Source organism: Oceaniglobus roseus (genome assembly GCF_002869745.1).
In the GTDB taxonomy this organism is placed as follows: Bacteria; Pseudomonadota; Alphaproteobacteria; order Rhodobacterales; family Rhodobacteraceae; genus Oceaniglobus; species Oceaniglobus roseus.
The window spans coordinates 114,583-129,715 of sequence record NZ_PNOS01000003.1 but is presented as its reverse complement, the minus strand read 5'-3'; the positions used below and the strand labels follow the sequence as shown (position 1 = coordinate 129,715).

11 protein-coding genes are annotated in these 15,133 nt (G+C 69.8%); 6 read left to right on the top strand and 5 right to left on the bottom strand.

Annotated features, from left to right (window positions below; genetic code table 11):
- From A7B20_RS21530 to A7B20_RS03105, 3 genes are all read right to left on the bottom strand, one after another.
- Positions 1-1,425: a carbohydrate ABC transporter permease gene (locus A7B20_RS21530; protein WP_245866507.1), complete on the bottom strand. Its 1,425-nt coding sequence runs from the start codon at positions 1,423-1,425 to the stop codon at positions 1-3.
- A 111-nt stretch (positions 1,426-1,536) separates the two neighbouring features.
- Complete coding sequence (locus tag A7B20_RS03110) at positions 1,537-2,820, bottom strand: ABC transporter substrate-binding protein (protein WP_157937586.1); 1,284 nt, start codon at positions 2,818-2,820, stop codon at positions 1,537-1,539.
- A gap of 146 nt (positions 2,821-2,966) precedes the next feature.
- Complete coding sequence (locus A7B20_RS03105; RefSeq protein WP_216641159.1) at positions 2,967-3,815, bottom strand: alpha/beta hydrolase family protein; 849 nt, start codon at positions 3,813-3,815, stop codon at positions 2,967-2,969.
- A gap of 141 nt (positions 3,816-3,956) precedes the next feature.
- Between A7B20_RS03105 and A7B20_RS03100 the strand changes: the two genes are divergently transcribed.
- From A7B20_RS03100 to A7B20_RS03080, 6 genes are all read left to right on the top strand, one after another.
- Positions 3,957-5,069: a pyridoxal phosphate-dependent aminotransferase gene (locus tag A7B20_RS03100; RefSeq protein WP_102107085.1), complete on the top strand. Its 1,113-nt coding sequence runs from the start codon at positions 3,957-3,959 to the stop codon at positions 5,067-5,069.
- Positions 5,070-5,139: 70 nt separating this feature from the next.
- Positions 5,140-5,496, top strand: coding sequence for a CopM family metallochaperone (gene copM / locus A7B20_RS03095; protein WP_102107084.1), 357 nt, complete (start codon positions 5,140-5,142; stop codon positions 5,494-5,496).
- Between the two features lie 17 nt (positions 5,497-5,513).
- Complete coding sequence (locus A7B20_RS21165; RefSeq protein WP_157937585.1) at positions 5,514-5,672, top strand: hypothetical protein; 159 nt, start codon at positions 5,514-5,516, stop codon at positions 5,670-5,672.
- A 56-nt stretch (positions 5,673-5,728) separates the two neighbouring features.
- A complete protein-coding gene (locus A7B20_RS03090; RefSeq protein ID WP_102107083.1) occupies positions 5,729-6,763 on the top strand; it encodes a zinc-binding metallopeptidase family protein in 1,035 nt (344 codons plus the stop codon).
- A gap of 123 nt (positions 6,764-6,886) precedes the next feature.
- On the top strand, positions 6,887-10,225 hold the full coding sequence (locus A7B20_RS03085) for a transglutaminase family protein (RefSeq protein WP_102107082.1): 3,339 nt from the start codon (positions 6,887-6,889) through the stop codon (positions 10,223-10,225).
- Between the two features lie 327 nt (positions 10,226-10,552).
- Positions 10,553-11,863, top strand: coding sequence for a cytochrome-c peroxidase (locus tag A7B20_RS03080; RefSeq protein ID WP_102107081.1), 1,311 nt, complete (start codon positions 10,553-10,555; stop codon positions 11,861-11,863).
- 270 nt (positions 11,864-12,133) lie between these two features.
- Here the strand turns inward: A7B20_RS03080 and A7B20_RS03075 are convergent, their stop codons facing one another.
- Together A7B20_RS03075 and A7B20_RS03070 are read right to left on the bottom strand one after the other, a co-directional pair.
- Positions 12,134-13,663, bottom strand: coding sequence for an FG-GAP repeat domain-containing protein (locus A7B20_RS03075; RefSeq protein ID WP_245866505.1), 1,530 nt, complete (start codon positions 13,661-13,663; stop codon positions 12,134-12,136).
- A complete protein-coding gene (locus tag A7B20_RS03070; RefSeq protein WP_245866503.1) occupies positions 13,660-14,976 on the bottom strand; it encodes an ROK family transcriptional regulator in 1,317 nt (438 codons plus the stop codon). The genes A7B20_RS03075 and A7B20_RS03070 overlap by 4 nt, the downstream gene beginning before the upstream one ends.
- Positions 14,977-15,133 lie beyond the last annotated feature (157 nt).

The window sequence follows — 15,133 nt, the reverse complement described above, 5'->3', positions numbered from 1 at the left end:
TCAGAACTCCGACTGCCGGCGGGTAATGAAGAGCTGGAAGAAGGTGAAGACGGCGATCACCACCGCCATCAGCACCGACCCCGCCGCCGCCTCGCCGTATTCAGGCCGGTCGCCGGTGAAGGCGGTCTCGTAGATGTTCTGCACGATCATGAAGGTCTCGCGCCCCGGCCCGCCCCCGGTCAGAAGCCACACCTCGTCGAAGATCTGGAAGCTGCGGATCAGCGACAGCACCAGCACCACGGTCAGCGTCGGCGTGACCAGCGGCAGGGTGATGCGGAAGAAGGCGCGCGCGGGGCTCGTCGCGTCCATCTTCGCCGCCTCGTAGAGGTCCTTCGGGATCGCCTGCAGCCCGGCCAGCAGGATCAGCATGTAAAAGCCCATGTGGCTCCAGCAGAAGACGAAGACCAGCCAGAAGAACGGCCAGCCGGTGTTCGGCGTCACCAGCCAGTTGACCGGGCGCACCCGGCCGAAGTCGAACACCGCGTCGAACTGCACGGTCAGCAGCAGCAGGATCGACAGCACCGAGGCGGCGACGATCGCCCAGCGGGCCTTCGGATGCGCCGTCGAGACGAACCACACCAGCAGCCCCGCCAGCGCCAGCCCCGCCCAGGTGCTGCCGGGCAGGCCGAGGATCGCCAGCGGATTGGCCCAGGCGAAGACCGCCCAGAACAGGAGGCCGAAGACCGCCGTCCAGGCCACCGAGGGCTTGTCCGAGGCCCGCATGGCCCGCTCGGACGCCGCCATCAGCAGGATCGCGAAGACGACGCTCGCCACCAGGTCGAAGCCGGTCATCCCGGCCATCGCGCTCATCGCGTCGGCCGAACTGCCGAGCGCCGCGTTCAGCGCGCCCTTGCGGTGCAGCACCCAGTTCCAGATGTTGGCGATCACGACCGGCGACAGCATCACCGGGTAGAAGAACATCGCCCGCCAGAAGCCGCGCCCGACGATGTTCTTGTTCACCACCAGCGCCGTCGCCAGCGCCACGACGCAGAGGATCGGCACCTGCACCACCACGAACCAGAGCGTGTTGAACATGCCGGTCCAGAAATCGTAGCCCTCGTTCGAACAGGTCTTGGGGCTGAAATAGGTCTCGCAATCGAAGATCGCGGCATAGTTCGCGGCCCCCACCCAGGGCCGGTCGAACAGCTGGATGGACGAGCCGCCGGTGAAGGAGACGTAGAAGTTCAGGATCATCGGCAGGAAGGTGAAGAAGCCGAAGATCAGCATGTTGGGCAATAGCAGCGCGTAGGGCACGCCGGTGCGGCCGAACAGGCTCTGCGCCAGTTCCACCGGAAAGCCCACGAGATCCATCAGGAAGTTCGGAACCTGCGCCAGCCGGTAACGGCGGCGCGTCAGCAGCCACACGGTGCCGCCGCCGATCCACAGGACGCCGATCAGAAGGCTCGCGAGGGCTGCGACGCTCATCAGGGGCACTCCGGCAGGGTCTCTGGGTCAGGGGGGCACGGGGGGACGGATGTCCCCCCGCCCGGTCTTGGAGGAGCGGGAGAGGATGTCCTCCCGCGCCCTCGTCAAGGCTCAGTAGAGCTTGGCCAGCTCTTCCTTCATCTTCTCCATGGCCTCGTCCATGGTCAGCTCGCCGTTCATCACCGCGCTGACATACTGCGCGGTCGCGTTGAACATGGCGAAGTTGTTCGGATCGCCCTGCAGCTCATAGGCCTGCGGCGTCTCCTCGGCGGCCTTCTGGGCCATCTGGGCGAAGGTGTTCAGCCCTTCCGACACCTTCTGGCTGGCCCCGTACTGGGCATAGTCGATGCCCTCGGCCTGGAGATCCTTGCGCGCGGGGATGGCGAAGGTGCGCCCGTACCACTCGGCCGCCTGCTCCTTCTCGCCCATCCATGCGATGAAGCCCGCCACGGCCTCCGGCGCATCGGTGTCCTTGAACCCGACCAGCCCCGTGCCGCCCGGCATCACGCCGCAGCCCGCGGGGCCGCAGGGCACGCTGGCCACGGCCCAGTCGAACTTGTCGCCCACGTTGCTCTCGACATTGGCGATGTTCCAGCTGCCGGACATGTAGAACGGCGTGTCCTGGTTGAAGAACATCTCGTTGCCGTTGGCGTATTTCCCGCCCGAGACGGCCGGCCAGATGTCGGGGGGCATCAGCCCGTCCTTGTGCCAGTCCACCATCATCTGCGCGAAGGTGCGGAAGCCGTCGTCGACGATCATGTGGCCCTGGTCGTCGAAATATTTCGCGCCGTAGGACATGGCCGGCCCGGCGAAACGGTGGCCCGAGCGGTCCATCACCATCCCGGCATAGCTGCCGGTCGCGTCCTGCACCTGGCGCGTGGCCTCGGCCCATTCCTCCCAGGTCGCGCCGGCGCCCGGCACCTCGACGCCGGCCTCCTCGAACATCGTCAGGTTGACGTAGGGGCCCGTGACCGTCAGCTCGGTCTGGAAGCCGTAGATGCCGCCCTCGTTGCCCGCGCGGTACCAGGGCAGCACGTTGCCATAGCCCTCTTCCCAGTCCGCCTGGTCGACGTAGGGCGTGAGGTCGAGGTAGTACTGGTGCAGCCCGCCGAGGTTGGTGTTGAACGCCATGTCCGGCCCCGTCCCGGCTTCCAGCTGCACGGGAAGCTGTTCGCGCAGAACGTCATAGCCGACGATGTTCATCTTGATCGTGACGTCCGGGTGCTCCTTCATGTAGCGCTCGGCGAAGTCCTGGATGATCGCGGCCTTGCCGTCGACGTCCGAGAACATCAGGTCGATCTCGGCGGCGGAAACGGCCCCGCCCGCGCCCAGCGCCATCAGCGACACCGATCCGAAGACCGCGCCGCGCGCCGTCAGTTTCGACAGATAGGACATGGTTCCTCCCGAAGTTGATACTGTGTGATCCAGCATTGCCGCGATACTGCGCAGCAGTTCCGACCCCCGTCAACAAGTGTATCAATAGGGTATCAATTTTGCGACGACGGCATGAAGACCCTGTGAATCGCCGGGCCGGAAAACGCTCAGGCCAGGGCCGCGGCCAGGAACGCCAGCACCCTGTCGCGCATCGCCGGGCTTTCGGCATGGCCGAGATCCTCCTCCGCATGGAAGGCCAGATGGCGCCGCGCGTCAATCGCGTCGTAGACGGCCAGCAATTCTCCGCGCGCCCGCGCGAAGGCGTCCGGCGGCGTGCTCCAGTCGGCAAGTCCGACGCAATGCAGCAGCGGGCGCGGCGCCGCGAGGCCCGAAAGCCGCCCGGTCGAGGTCTCGGCCAGCAGCCCCGGCACGGTCATGTAGATCCCGTGCCCGTCGTGGGCGCCGCTCTCGACCAGCGTGGCAAGGTCGGCGAAGCAGCACATCGACGCCGCGGCCGCCACCCTCTCCTCCAGCGCGGCGAGCCACCAGGCAAGCGTGCCGCCCATCGAGATCCCCATGGCCGCGATCCGCCCGCCGTCCAACCCCGGCTGCGCCGCCAGCCAGCACAGCCCCGCCGCCTGCTCGGCCAGCATCTGCCCGAACAGCGTCCGCCCCCGCCACAGCAGCGCCTTCGCCAACGCCTGCTCGCCCGGCACGGCGCGGGCGCCGAAACAGGGCATCTCGAGGCACAGCACCGCGTATCCCGCCGCCTGCAGGGGCCCGAGCCAGGGCGACAGCAGCGCAGGCCGCCCTTCGTAAATTTCCCGCATCCCGATGTCGTAGCGGTTGCCGTGGGCGTGACAGTAGAGGACAGCCGGATGCCCCTCGCCCCGCCCGGGCAGGTAGAGCCCCGGCACAGTCGCGCCGTCGCCGGTCGTGAAATCGAGGTGCCGCAGGTCGCCCGCGCGCCCGGTCTCGCGCACCTCCGCGAACCGGCAGGCGGGCGTGCCGAGCAACCGTCTGATCCTGTCGCGCGAGACTGCCATGGCGCCAGCTTGCACGCAACGCGGGCCAAGGCAAACCCCGCCCTGTCCCGGCCCCGCGGAACCTGCTAGGGAGGCGCGGATCGCACCGACAGGGAACCGATGAGAACGCCGATGCCCGACCGCCTGACACCCCTCGCCGCCTCCCTGCCCGCCACCGTCCCCTTCGTCGGACCCGAGGCGCAGGAGCGGCAGCGGGGCAAGCGCTTCGCCGCCCGTCTCGGCGCCAACGAGTCGGTCTTCGGCCCCTCGCCCCGCGCCGTCGCCGCCATGGCCGAGGCCGCCGAGGGCGCCTGGATGTACGGCGACCCCGAGAACCACGACCTGCGCCGGGCGCTCGCCGACCACCACGGCATCGCCCCGGAGCACATCGTCGTCGGCGAGGGGATCGACGCGCTGCTCGGCCACCTCGTGCGCCTGACCGTGGGGCCGGGGGACACGGTGGTGACGTCCGACGGCGCCTATCCGACCTTCAACTACCACGTCACCGGCTTCGGCGGGGCGCTGCACAGGGTGCCCTACCTCGACGACCGCGCCGATCCCGTGGCGCTGGTCGGCAAGGCGCACGACACCCGGGCAAAGCTCCTCTACCTCGCCAATCCCGACAACCCCCTCGGCGGCTTCCACGACACCGAGACGCTGTCGGCCATGCTCGGCGCCCTGCCGCCCGAGACGCTGCTGGTGCTGGACGAGGCCTATTCCGACTGCGCCCCGCCCCAGGCGATCCCGCCGCTGAACCCCTCCGATCCGCGGCTGATCCGGATGCGCACCTTCTCGAAGGCCTACGGGCTGGCGGGGGCGCGGATCGGCTATGCCATCGGCCCGGCCGACCTGATCGCCGCCTTCGACCGGGTCAGGAACCACTTCGGCGTCAACCGCATCGCCCAGGCCGGTGCGCTCGCCGCGCTGGACGATGCGGAGCACCTGCGCGACACGGTGGCGAAGATCGCGCAGAGCCGCGAGATCATCGCCGCCATCGCCCGGCGGCACGGGCTGGCGGCCCTGCCCTCGGCCACCAACTTCGTCGCGGTGGACTGCGGCGGCGACGGCGCGCTGGCCCGCCGGGTGCTGAACGGGCTGATCGCCCGCGGCCTGTTCGTGCGGATGCCCTTCGCCGCGCCTGGGGACCGCTGCATCCGCATCAGCTGCGGCACGGCGGAGGACCTGGAACTGCTCGACGCCCACCTGCCCGGCGCCCTGGCCGAGGCCCGCGCCGCCTCACGCTGAGGTGATTTGCCTGCCCGCACCGGAACCCTGCGAAATCTTCGCGGCAGACCACCATTCCGGAGCAACGAAGATGTTTCGCCCCCTCGCCCTGACCCTCGCCGCCTTCACCGCCACCGCGCTTCCCCTCGCCGCCGAGATGCCGATGTCCGGCATGGACCACGCGGGCCACATGGCCCAGGGCGGCGACGACTGGGCGGCGATGATGGAGAAGATGCACAGCGACATGGACATCGCCCCCACGGGCGATCCCGACCGCGACTTCCTCGCCGCGATGATCCCGCACCACGAGGGCGCGATCGCCATGGCCGACTATGTCCTGGCCCACGGCAAGGATCCCGAGGTGCGCGCCCTGGCCGAACGGATCCGCGACGCCCAGAGCGGCGAGATCGCCTGGATGCGCGACTGGCTCGCGCAGCACGGGGAATAGGGGACCGGCGCGCGCCCATGGTCGAGGACTATACCAACGCCTTCCTCGTCTCGGCCTTCGTGCTGGTGTTCATGGCGCTCTTCGCCATCTGGGCCGCCTGGGGCCTGCTCGCGGCGGGCGGGGCCGGGTGGTGCGCCGACCGGCTGCTGCGGCTCGGCGCGGCCCGGGCGCGCTGAGGGAACCCGCGCGCGCCCTGCCCCGTTGTCCGGCACCACCACCGGAGTTTCCCCCAATGAAACGGTTCGCCTGCAAGACCTGCGGGAACGAAGTCTACTTCGACAACCAGGCCTGCCTCTCCTGCGGCAACGGCCTGGCCTATGACCCCAATGCCTTCGACATGGTCTCGCTCGCCGGGCCGACGCCGCCGCTGGTCTGCGCCAACGCGGGCGCGGCAGGCTGCAACTGGATCGTCACCGATCCCGCGCCCGAGACCTTCTGCACCGCCTGCCGCCACAACCGCACGGTTCCCGACATCTCGAGCGAGGAGAACCGCGAGCTCTGGGCGGCGATCGAGCTGGCGAAGCGGCAGCTGTTCTATTCGCTCATGCGCTGGAACCTCCCGATGCCGACGAAGGAGGAGGATCCGGCGAACGGCCTCGCCTTCGACTTCCTCGCCGACACGGTGAAGGAGGACGGCACGACCGAGCCGGTGATGACCGGCCATGCCGAGGGGCTCATCACCCTGAACATCGCGGAAGGCGACGACGCCGAGCGCGAGCAGCGCCGCACCTCGATGGGAGAGCCCTATCGCACCCTCGTCGGCCACATGCGCCACGAGGTCGGCCATTACTACTGGGACCGGCTGGTCCGCGACAGCGACCGGATCGACGAGTTCCGCGCCCTGTTCGGCGACGAGCGCGAGGATTACGGCGCGGCGCTGAAGCGGCATTACGAGTCCGGGCCCCCCGCCGACTGGATGCAGGCCCATGTCAGCACCTATGCCACCGCCCACGCCTGGGAGGACTGGGCCGAGACCTGGGCGCACTGGATCCACATGATCGACGGGCTTGAGACCGCCTGGTCCTACGGCATCACCTGCGATCCCCGCGCGGGGGGCACCATGACCTTCGGCAACATGTTCCAGTTCGATCCCTACGCCGCCCCCGGCGCGCAGGAGGTGGTGGACGCCTGGGTGCCGCTGACCATCGCGATCAACTCGGTCAACCGCTCGCTCGGCCAGCCCGACCTCTATCCCTTCGTGCTTTCGACGCCGGTGATGGAGAAGCTCGGCTTCATCCACAGCCTGATCGCCGCCTATCGCGGCTGACGGAGCGGTTTCCGCCGAAGAAAGCGGCATCGTCCCCGCGGGGACGGGCCGGACCACAAGGGGATGGTGCAAGCGGGCGGTTTGTGAAACCACATAAGGGAGTTCCGGACTGCAAGGGCCGCCATGTCGATCTACGCCAGCATCTACCACCTGACCCACTACAGATACGACCGTCCGGTGACGCTTGGGCCGCAGATCATCCGCCTGCGGCCCGCGCCGCAAAGCCGGACGCGGGTGATCTCGCACGCCCTCCGGGTCTCGCCCCAGCCGCATTTCGTGAACCACCAGCAGGATCCCTACGGCAACTGGCTGGCCCGCTACGTCTTCCCCGAGCCGGTGCGCGAGCTGAAGATCGAGGTGGACGTGACCGCCGACATGTCGGTCTACAACCCGTTCGACTTCTTCGTCGAGGAGACGGCCGAGGACTGGCCCTTCGCCTATCCCGCCGACATCTCCGAAGACCTGTCGATCTACATGACGCCCGAGCCCGCCGGGCCGAAGCTCCAGGCCTTCCTCGACAGCGTCCCGCGCGATAAGCAGCGCACCATCGACTTCGTCGTCGGGCTGAACAGCCGCCTGTCGCAGGAAATCGGCTATGTCATCCGGATGGAGCCCGGGGTGCAGACCCCGGAGGAAACCTTCACCACCGGCAAGGGCTCGTGCCGCGACACGACATGGCTGCTGGTGCAGGCGCTGCGCCACCTCGGCCTCGCCGCGCGGTTCGTCTCGGGCTACCTGATCCAGCTGAAGCCCGACCTCGTGGCGCTCGACGGTCCCGCGGGGACCGACCACGACTTCACCGACCTGCACGCCTGGGCCGAGGTATACCTGCCCGGCGCGGGCTGGATCGGCCTCGACCCCACTTCGGGGTTGCTGGCGGGGGAATCCCACATCCCCCTCGCCGCGACCCCCCACTACCGCAACGCCGCGCCGATCTCGGGGCTCGCCAGCTTCGCCGAGGTCGATTTCAGCTTCGACATGCAGGTAAAGCGCGTGGCCGAGCATCCGCGCATCACCAAGCCCTTCTCGGACGAAAGCTGGCAGGCCCTGAACGCCCTCGGCCAGAAAGTGGACCGCGCGCTGGCCGAGGGGGACGTGCGCCTGACCATGGGCGGCGAGCCGACCTTCGTCAGCATCGACGACTTCGAGGCCGAGGAGTGGAACACCGGCGCCGTGGGTCCGACGAAGCGTGCCTTCGCCGACAAGCTGATCCGCCGGTTGCGCGACCGCTTCGCGCCCGGCGGTTTCCTGCACTACGGCCAGGGCAAATGGTATCCCGGCGAGACGCTGCCGCGCTGGACCTTCTCGCTCTACTGGCGGACCGACGGCAAGCCGGTGTGGAAGAACCCCGACCTGGTTGCCGAGGAAGGCCAGGACGCTGGCGCCACCCCCGAGCAGGCGACGAAGCTGCTGGAAGGCATCGCCGGGGAACTGGGCGTGCCGACCGAGAACGTGATGCCCGCCTACGAGGACCCGGCGGAGTGGATCGTGAAGGAGGCGAACCTCCCCGAGAACGTCACCCCCGAGAACTCGAAACTGAAGGACCCGGAGGAGCGTATGCGGATCGCCCGCGTCTTCGCCCGGGGCCTGACCGAGCCTTCGGGCGTGGTGCTGCCGGTGCAGAAGTGGCAGGCGAAATCCACCTCGGGCTGGCGCAGCGAGAAATGGAAGGTGCGCAGGAAGCACCTCTACCTCGTCCCAGGCGACAGCCCCGTGGGCTATCGTCTGCCGCTGAACTCCCTGCCGCACATTCCCGCGGCAAGCTATCCCCATGTCGTGCCGATGGACCCCTTCGCGCCGCGCGGCCCCCTGCCCGACTTCGGCCCCGACCCGGTCGAGACCGAGGAACAGGCCGCCGAGCGCACCCAGGCCCGCGCCGCCTTCACCGCGTCCGAACCGACCCAGGACCGGGTCGAGCAGCAGCTGGGCGAACTTGGCGGCAGCATCCGCACCGCCATCTCGGTCGAACCCCGCGACGGCCGCCTCTGCGTCTTCATGCCGCCCACGGAAAGCGTCGAGGACTACCTCGAACTCGTCGCCGCCGCCGAGGCCGCTGCCGAAGCGCAGGGGCTGCCCGTCCACATCGAAGGCTACGGACCGCCCCACGATCCGCGCCTGAACGTGATCCGCGTCGCCCCCGACCCCGGCGTGATCGAAGTGAACATCCACCCCGCATCCAGCTGGGACGACTGCGTCGCCACCACCGAGGCCGTCTACGAGGAGGCGCGCCAGTGCCGCCTCGGGGCCGACAAGTTCATGATCGACGGGCGGCACACCGGGACCGGCGGCGGCAACCACGTGGTCGTCGGCGGTGCCAATCCCACCGACAGCCCGTTCCTGCGCCGCCCCGACCTTCTCGCCTCGCTGATCCTGCACTGGAACCGGCACCCCTCGCTCTCCTACCTCTTCTCCGGCATGTTCGTCGGCCCCACGTCGCAGGCCCCCCGGATCGACGAGGCGCGGATGGACGCGCTCTATGAACTCGAGATCGCGCTGGAGCAGATCCCGGCGCCCGGCGAAGGCACCGCGCCGCCGCCCTGGCTGGTGGACCGGCTGCTGCGGAACCTGCTGGTCGACGTCACCGGCAACACCCATCGCGCCGAAATCTGCATCGACAAGCTCTACTCTCCCGACGGCCCCACCGGCCGCCTCGGCCTGGTCGAGTTCCGCGGCTTCGAGATGCCGCCCGATCCGCGCATGTCGCTCGCTCAGCAACTCCTGCTGCGCGCCCTCATCGCGCGGATGTGGCAGAACCCGGTCAAGGGCACGCTGACCCGCTGGGGCAACACGCTGCAGGACCGCTTCATGCTGCCCCACTTCATCTGGGAGGATTTCCTCGACGTGCTGCGCGACCTGCGCGACCACGGCTTCGAGATGCAGTCCGAGTGGTTCGAGGCCCAGTCCGAGTTCCGCTTCCCGTTCTGCGGCGAGATCGACGTCGAGGGCGTGAACCTGGAACTGCGCCTCGCGCTGGAACCCTGGCACGTGCTGGGCGAGACCGGCGCCATCGGCGGCACCGTCCGCTATACCGACAGCTCGGTCGAACGGCTCCAGGCGAAGCTCACGACCTCGGACCCCGACCGCTACATCGTCACCTGCAACCGCCGACAGGTGCCGCTGACGAAGACCGGCACCGGCGGCGTCTCGGTCGGCGCGGTGCGTTACAAGGCCTGGCAGCCGCCGCTCGCGCTGCACCCGGTGCTGCCGGTCCACGCGCCGCTGACCTTCGACATCTTCGACACCTGGACGGGCAAGGCGCTTGGCGGCTGCACCTACCACGTGGCGCACCCGGGCGGGCGCAACTACGACACCTTCCCTGTCAACGGCAACGAGGCCGAGGCGCGGCGGCTGGCGCGGTTCCAGCCTTTCGGCCACACGCCCGGCAGCTACCGCCCGGTGCCCGAGTCGCCCCACCCGGCCTTCCCGATGACGCTGGACCTCCGCCGCAAGCCGGGTCTCTAGCGGCTGGGCGACGCGGGACGGCGCCCTCCCGCGCGTTCGCATTCCGCAAATATTTGTGGACAGCGCGGCCGGAACACGCTCAATTGATGACCACACCGTGAACACCGATCTGGCGGCGGTTCGTGGGAGGAGACCCGAAACGCCCGCCTGCCTTCAAGGCAGAATGGCACCCCGCCGCCAGCATTCTCCCCGGCCCGCCCGTTCAGGGCCCGTGCGCCGGGGAGGATCGCGGAGTCCGCCCGACGCCGCCGAAAGCCCCCGATCCGCCGCTTGACTTGCGCCACGCGCCGGGCACGATGACGGCGCCCCATGCCACGGAACAGAGACATGAGACTGCTCGCCCTCGCCCTGCTCGCCAGCCCCGCCATGGCCACGGAGCTTCCGGCCCCCGTGACCGACGACATGTACCTGCCCGTCGACCGGGCCGAGGCCGAACTGGGGCAGCTTCTGTTCTGGGATCCGGTCCTGTCGGGGAACCGCAACATCTCCTGCGGCACCTGCCACCACCCGAAGTTCGGCACCGGCGACGGCCTGGCCCTTGGCGTCGGCGAGGGCGGCATCGGCCTCGGCCCCGAGCGGCACGTCGGCGACAAGGACATCCCCGAGGAGCGGGTGCCGCGCAACGCCCCGGCCCTGTTCAACCTCGGCGCGAAGGAGTTCACCCGCATGTTCCATGACGGTCGGGTGGAGGTCGACGCCGCCCGCCCCTCGGGCATGCGCACCCCGATGGACGACGAGATGCTGGCGGGCTTCTCCGGCGTGCTCTCGGCCCAGACGATGTTCCCGGTGCTCAGCCAGGACGAGATGGCGGGCCATTATTCCGAGAACGAGGTCTCGCGCGCCGTGCGGCAGGGGATCATCACCGGCGAGGGCGGCGCCTGGGATCTGCTGTCGCAGCGGGTCGCGGCGATCCCCGCCTACCGCCAGCGGTTCGAGGCGGTCTATCCCGAGATCGCCGATGGCCGCGCCATCGCCTTCACCGACATCTCGAACGCCATCGCCGCCTTCATCGCCTTCGAGTGGCGCAGCGACGGCGCGCCCTTCGACGCCGTGCTGCGCGGCGCGGCCACGCTCGACGGCGCGGCCGCGCGGGGGATGGAGCTGTTCTATGGCGAGGCGGGCTGTTCCGGTTGCCACGCGGGCCCGTTCCAGACCGACCAGGACTTCCACGCCATGGGCGTGCCGCAGTTCGGCCCCGGCAAGGCGGCGCGGTTCGAGACCCACAATCACGACGTCGGGCGGATGCGCGTCACCGGCAGGCCCGAGGACGCCTATGCCTTCCGCACGCCCTCGCTCCGGAACGTCGCGCTGACCGCGCCCTACGGGCACACCGGCGCCATCGCAGGGTTGTCGGCCTTCCTGCGCCAGCACGCCGACCCGAAGGCGGCGGACCGGGAGATGGTGCTCGACGTCTTCCTGCCCGCGGGCATCGGCAGGGGCGACGATTTCATCGAGTTCGACACGCCCGGGACCCGCGCCGCGGTGCTGGCCGCGGTGACGACGCCGCCGGTGTCGCTGGACGAGGCCGACATCGCCGACCTCGAGGCCTTCCTCGCCACCCTCACGGACCCGGCCGCACAGAAGGGACGTCTCGGCATCCCGGAAACGGTGCCGAGCGGGCTGCCGGTGGACCGGTAAGCCTGCCCGCGTCAAAAGCAGGCGGCAAGCACCTGATCGGAAAACGTTTTTCCCGAAGCGTCCTGCTCCGTACCGAGGGCAGGCGACCGCGGGCGGGGGAGAAGCCCCGTCACCATGTTCGCGCCATTGGTCCGAGCGACAATGGTGACAGGGGCGCGCGGGGGCTGCCCGGGTTGACACCCGGGCGGGACATCCGAAGCAGTGCACCCGGAGTTTCCCAAACTCCGAAGCTTCACCAGAAGGCGCGCGGCAACTGGCCGAAACCGGCCCTCACTCCGCCGCGACCCAGCTCTGCCCCGCGTCCGTCACCACCAGCGTCCCGCGGCTGTCGGCGGGCACCTCGATCCACTGCGCGCCCTCGCGGCGCAGGCGCACCGCCACCGCCCGGTCGCTGCCCAGCCCGAAGTGGTGATACCCCGCCTGCCCGCCACCGTGGCCGCCGCCCACGGTGATCTCGCGTTCGACCACGCTGCCGTCGGCGCGGCGGAGTTCGATCCATTCCCCCACCCCTTGCGTGTTCGGCGCCGGGGCCTCGACCGCCAGGAGCAGCCAGTGCCCCGCTCCCCCGGTCACGTTCCGATAGACCTCCAGCGGCGCGCGGCGGTTCACCACCACGAGGTCGAGAAGCCCGTCGAGGTTCAGGTCCACCATCGCCGCCCCGCGGCTGCGCGCGGTCGTCGCCACCCCGGCCGCGGGGGCGACATCCTGAAACCCGGCGCCCGGCAGACGTCGCAGCAGGTTGTTCGGATCCTTCGCCGCCATGTCCGGCATCTGGTCGACGTTGCCCTTCGCCACGAAGAGGTCGTCGAGCCCGTCGTTGTCCACGTCCCCGAACTCGGCATGCCAGCCGGTCGAGGGGCGCCCGTCCTCGCCGTTGAAGGGCCGCTGGACGTAGCTGCCGAAGGAATAGGGCACCGCCTCGTAGGTGCCGCCCGGCTGCGCCAGCGACAGGAGCTGGTCGCCCATCGAGGTCAGCATCACGTCGGGCAGCCCGTTGCCGTCGATGTCGCGGCTGGCGATCCCCATTCCCCAGATCGAGATCTTCTTCCAGCCGTCCGCCTCGCCCAGCTCGTTAAGGGTGTCCAGCCGCCACATCTGCTCGTACCCGCCGCGCACGTAATAGTGGCGGTCGTTCGAGACGCGCAGATCCGTGCGCCCGGTCCGCGCCCAGTCCGAGAACAGCATCGACAGCGCGCAATAGCCGGGCGCCAGCACCACGGGATCGCCATAGGTCTCGTCGCCCCGGTAGAGCCGGTTGGTGTCGCAGGTGCCGAAGGGCCCCTCGGGGTTCGACCGGTCGACATAGTTGCCGATGGCGAGCGTCGGCAGGCGCCGCCCCTCCTCCCAGGTCGCCGAGAACGAGGTCGACCATTCCGCGCCGCCCCGGAACCCCCAGTCCTGCGAGGCATCGCGGAAGGTGCAGTCCCCCTGCCCCTTCAGGAGCACGTTCGCCCCGACCCGCATCACGGCGAGGTCGAGGATGCCGTCGCCGTCGATGTCGAGCGGCCAGGCCCCCGTCACCTCGGTCAGTGGGTCCAGCGTGCCTTCGGTGAACGCCAGATCGCCGCCCGGCGACGCGGCGTTGACCAGCAGCGTCGCCGGCTCCGACCCGCCCGCGACGTAGAGGTCGGGCAAGGCATCGCCGTTGCAGTCGAAGGCCGCGACGCCGCCGCCCACGAAATGCTCCCAGCCGCCGGAATAGACGGGGCGGACGGGCAGAGCGGCGGCGCGGTCGGCAAAGCGGATCTCGGCCTGCACCGGCGCGGCCAGCACCAGCAGGATCGCTGCGCCCCGCATCATGCCGCCACCACCGCGCCGGGGCCCAGAAGCTCGGACGTGACTTGCGACATCGCCAGAACCGCCGCGCCGCGGGCCCAGATCATGTCGCCCCAGGCGTGGATCTCGACCCGCGGCGAGGGCCGGTCGACCTGGATCGACGAGCGCTGAAGCTCGGCCAGCACGTCGTCTGCATAGAGATAGTCCCACCGCATCCGCTCTCCGCTCAGAAGGATCAGTTCGGGGTCGAACAGGTTCACGACATTGCCGAGCCCCACCGCAAGATACCGCCCCGCGCGCCGGAAGATCGAGCGCGCCGCCGCGTTGCCCGCCTTCGCCTCGCGGTAGAGCGATTCGAGCATCTGCATCGGCGGCACGTGGTTCGGCACCAGGCTGAGCGCGGTCGAGGCCTCGCGCACCAGCGCGTAGTCCGCCACATATGCTTCAAGGCACCCCCGCTGCCCGCAGCGGCAGAGCGCCCCGTCGAGCTGCACCTTGGTGTGGCCCAGCTCGGTGCCGAGCCCCCGCGCGCCCCGGTAGAGCCGGTTGTCGATCACCAGCCCCATGCCGACGCCGTACTCGATCGTCACCACGGCGAAGTTGGCCACCCCCCGCCCGTCGCCGAACCAGAGTTCGGCGAGCGTCACGAGGTTCGCGTCGTTGTCGATCACCACGTCGAGGCCGAGGTGATCGGACAGCATCGCCGCCAGCGGCAGGTTCGCCGCCGAGATGAGCGGCGACCACAGCGCGATGCCCGAGCCGCTTTCGATGAATCCCGGCAGCCCGACGCCGAGCTTCAGGATGTCGCCCCGCGCCAGCCCCGCCTGCGCGAGCGCGGCGTCCAGAAGCTCCTCCGCCTGGGCCAGCACCTCGGCGGGGGTCAGGATCAGGCTGGCCGAGCGGCGCGTGATCTCGGCCAGGGGCGTGCCGGCGAAGTCGTGGATCACCGCCGTGTGCTTCGGCGTCGACAGCTTGATTCCCGCCACGAAGGCCCGCCCGGGGCGCACCGCCAGCGCCACGGGCGGCCGGCCGCGCAGCGTGTCGCCCTCGCGCGGGGTCGCGGCGACCTCCTCGAGGAACCCCGCCGCCAGCAGTTCGTTCGCCGCCGCCGTCACCGAGGCGGGGCTGACCGACAGCAGTCGCGCAAGGTCCACCCGCGGCATCGTGCCGTGGGCGCGCACCGATTCGAACAGTGCCTGGCGCAGCGGCACCGCCGCCTCGGCCCCGGCGGCATTGGCCGGGCGCAGGGGGCCGCAGCCCGTGGGCGGTTCGGCAGGCGCGGACAGGCCCGCGGCGCCGGGCGCCACCGATTCAGGCGCAATTCCTTCGGTTGTCACAGGAACTCCTCCGCACCAGACCGGGGACGCTCATTCATGCGGCATCTTTCCGGGTCCTGCCGCGAAGGGTTACGCAAAATCCGGCATTCCGCAAACTATTTATTTTGACACCTGAATTAAATCGCGGCATGGTCGGCGCCACAGATTGCAACTGACT

Excerpts from the sequence above, each read along its gene's own strand:
- A7B20_RS21165 (WP_157937585.1), top strand. The coding sequence starts at position 5,514 with ATGGTCGAGGACTATACCAACGCCTTCCTCGTCTCGGCCTTCGTGCTG.
- A7B20_RS03080 (WP_102107081.1), top strand. The coding sequence starts at position 10,553 with ATGAGACTGCTCGCCCTCGCCCTGCTCGCCAGCCCCGCCATGGCCACG.
- A7B20_RS03110 (WP_157937586.1), bottom strand. The coding sequence starts at position 2,820 with ATGTCCTATCTGTCGAAACTGACGGCGCGCGGCGCGGTCTTCGGATCG.
- A7B20_RS21530 (WP_245866507.1), bottom strand. The coding sequence starts at position 1,425 with ATGAGCGTCGCAGCCCTCGCGAGCCTTCTGATCGGCGTCCTGTGGATC.
- A7B20_RS03085 (WP_102107082.1), top strand. The coding sequence starts at position 6,887 with ATGTCGATCTACGCCAGCATCTACCACCTGACCCACTACAGATACGAC.
- A7B20_RS03075 (WP_245866505.1), bottom strand. The coding sequence starts at position 13,663 with ATGATGCGGGGCGCAGCGATCCTGCTGGTGCTGGCCGCGCCGGTGCAG.
- A7B20_RS03100 (WP_102107085.1), top strand. The coding sequence starts at position 3,957 with ATGCCCGACCGCCTGACACCCCTCGCCGCCTCCCTGCCCGCCACCGTC.
- copM (WP_102107084.1), top strand. The coding sequence starts at position 5,140 with ATGTTTCGCCCCCTCGCCCTGACCCTCGCCGCCTTCACCGCCACCGCG.
- A7B20_RS03090 (WP_102107083.1), top strand. The coding sequence starts at position 5,729 with ATGAAACGGTTCGCCTGCAAGACCTGCGGGAACGAAGTCTACTTCGAC.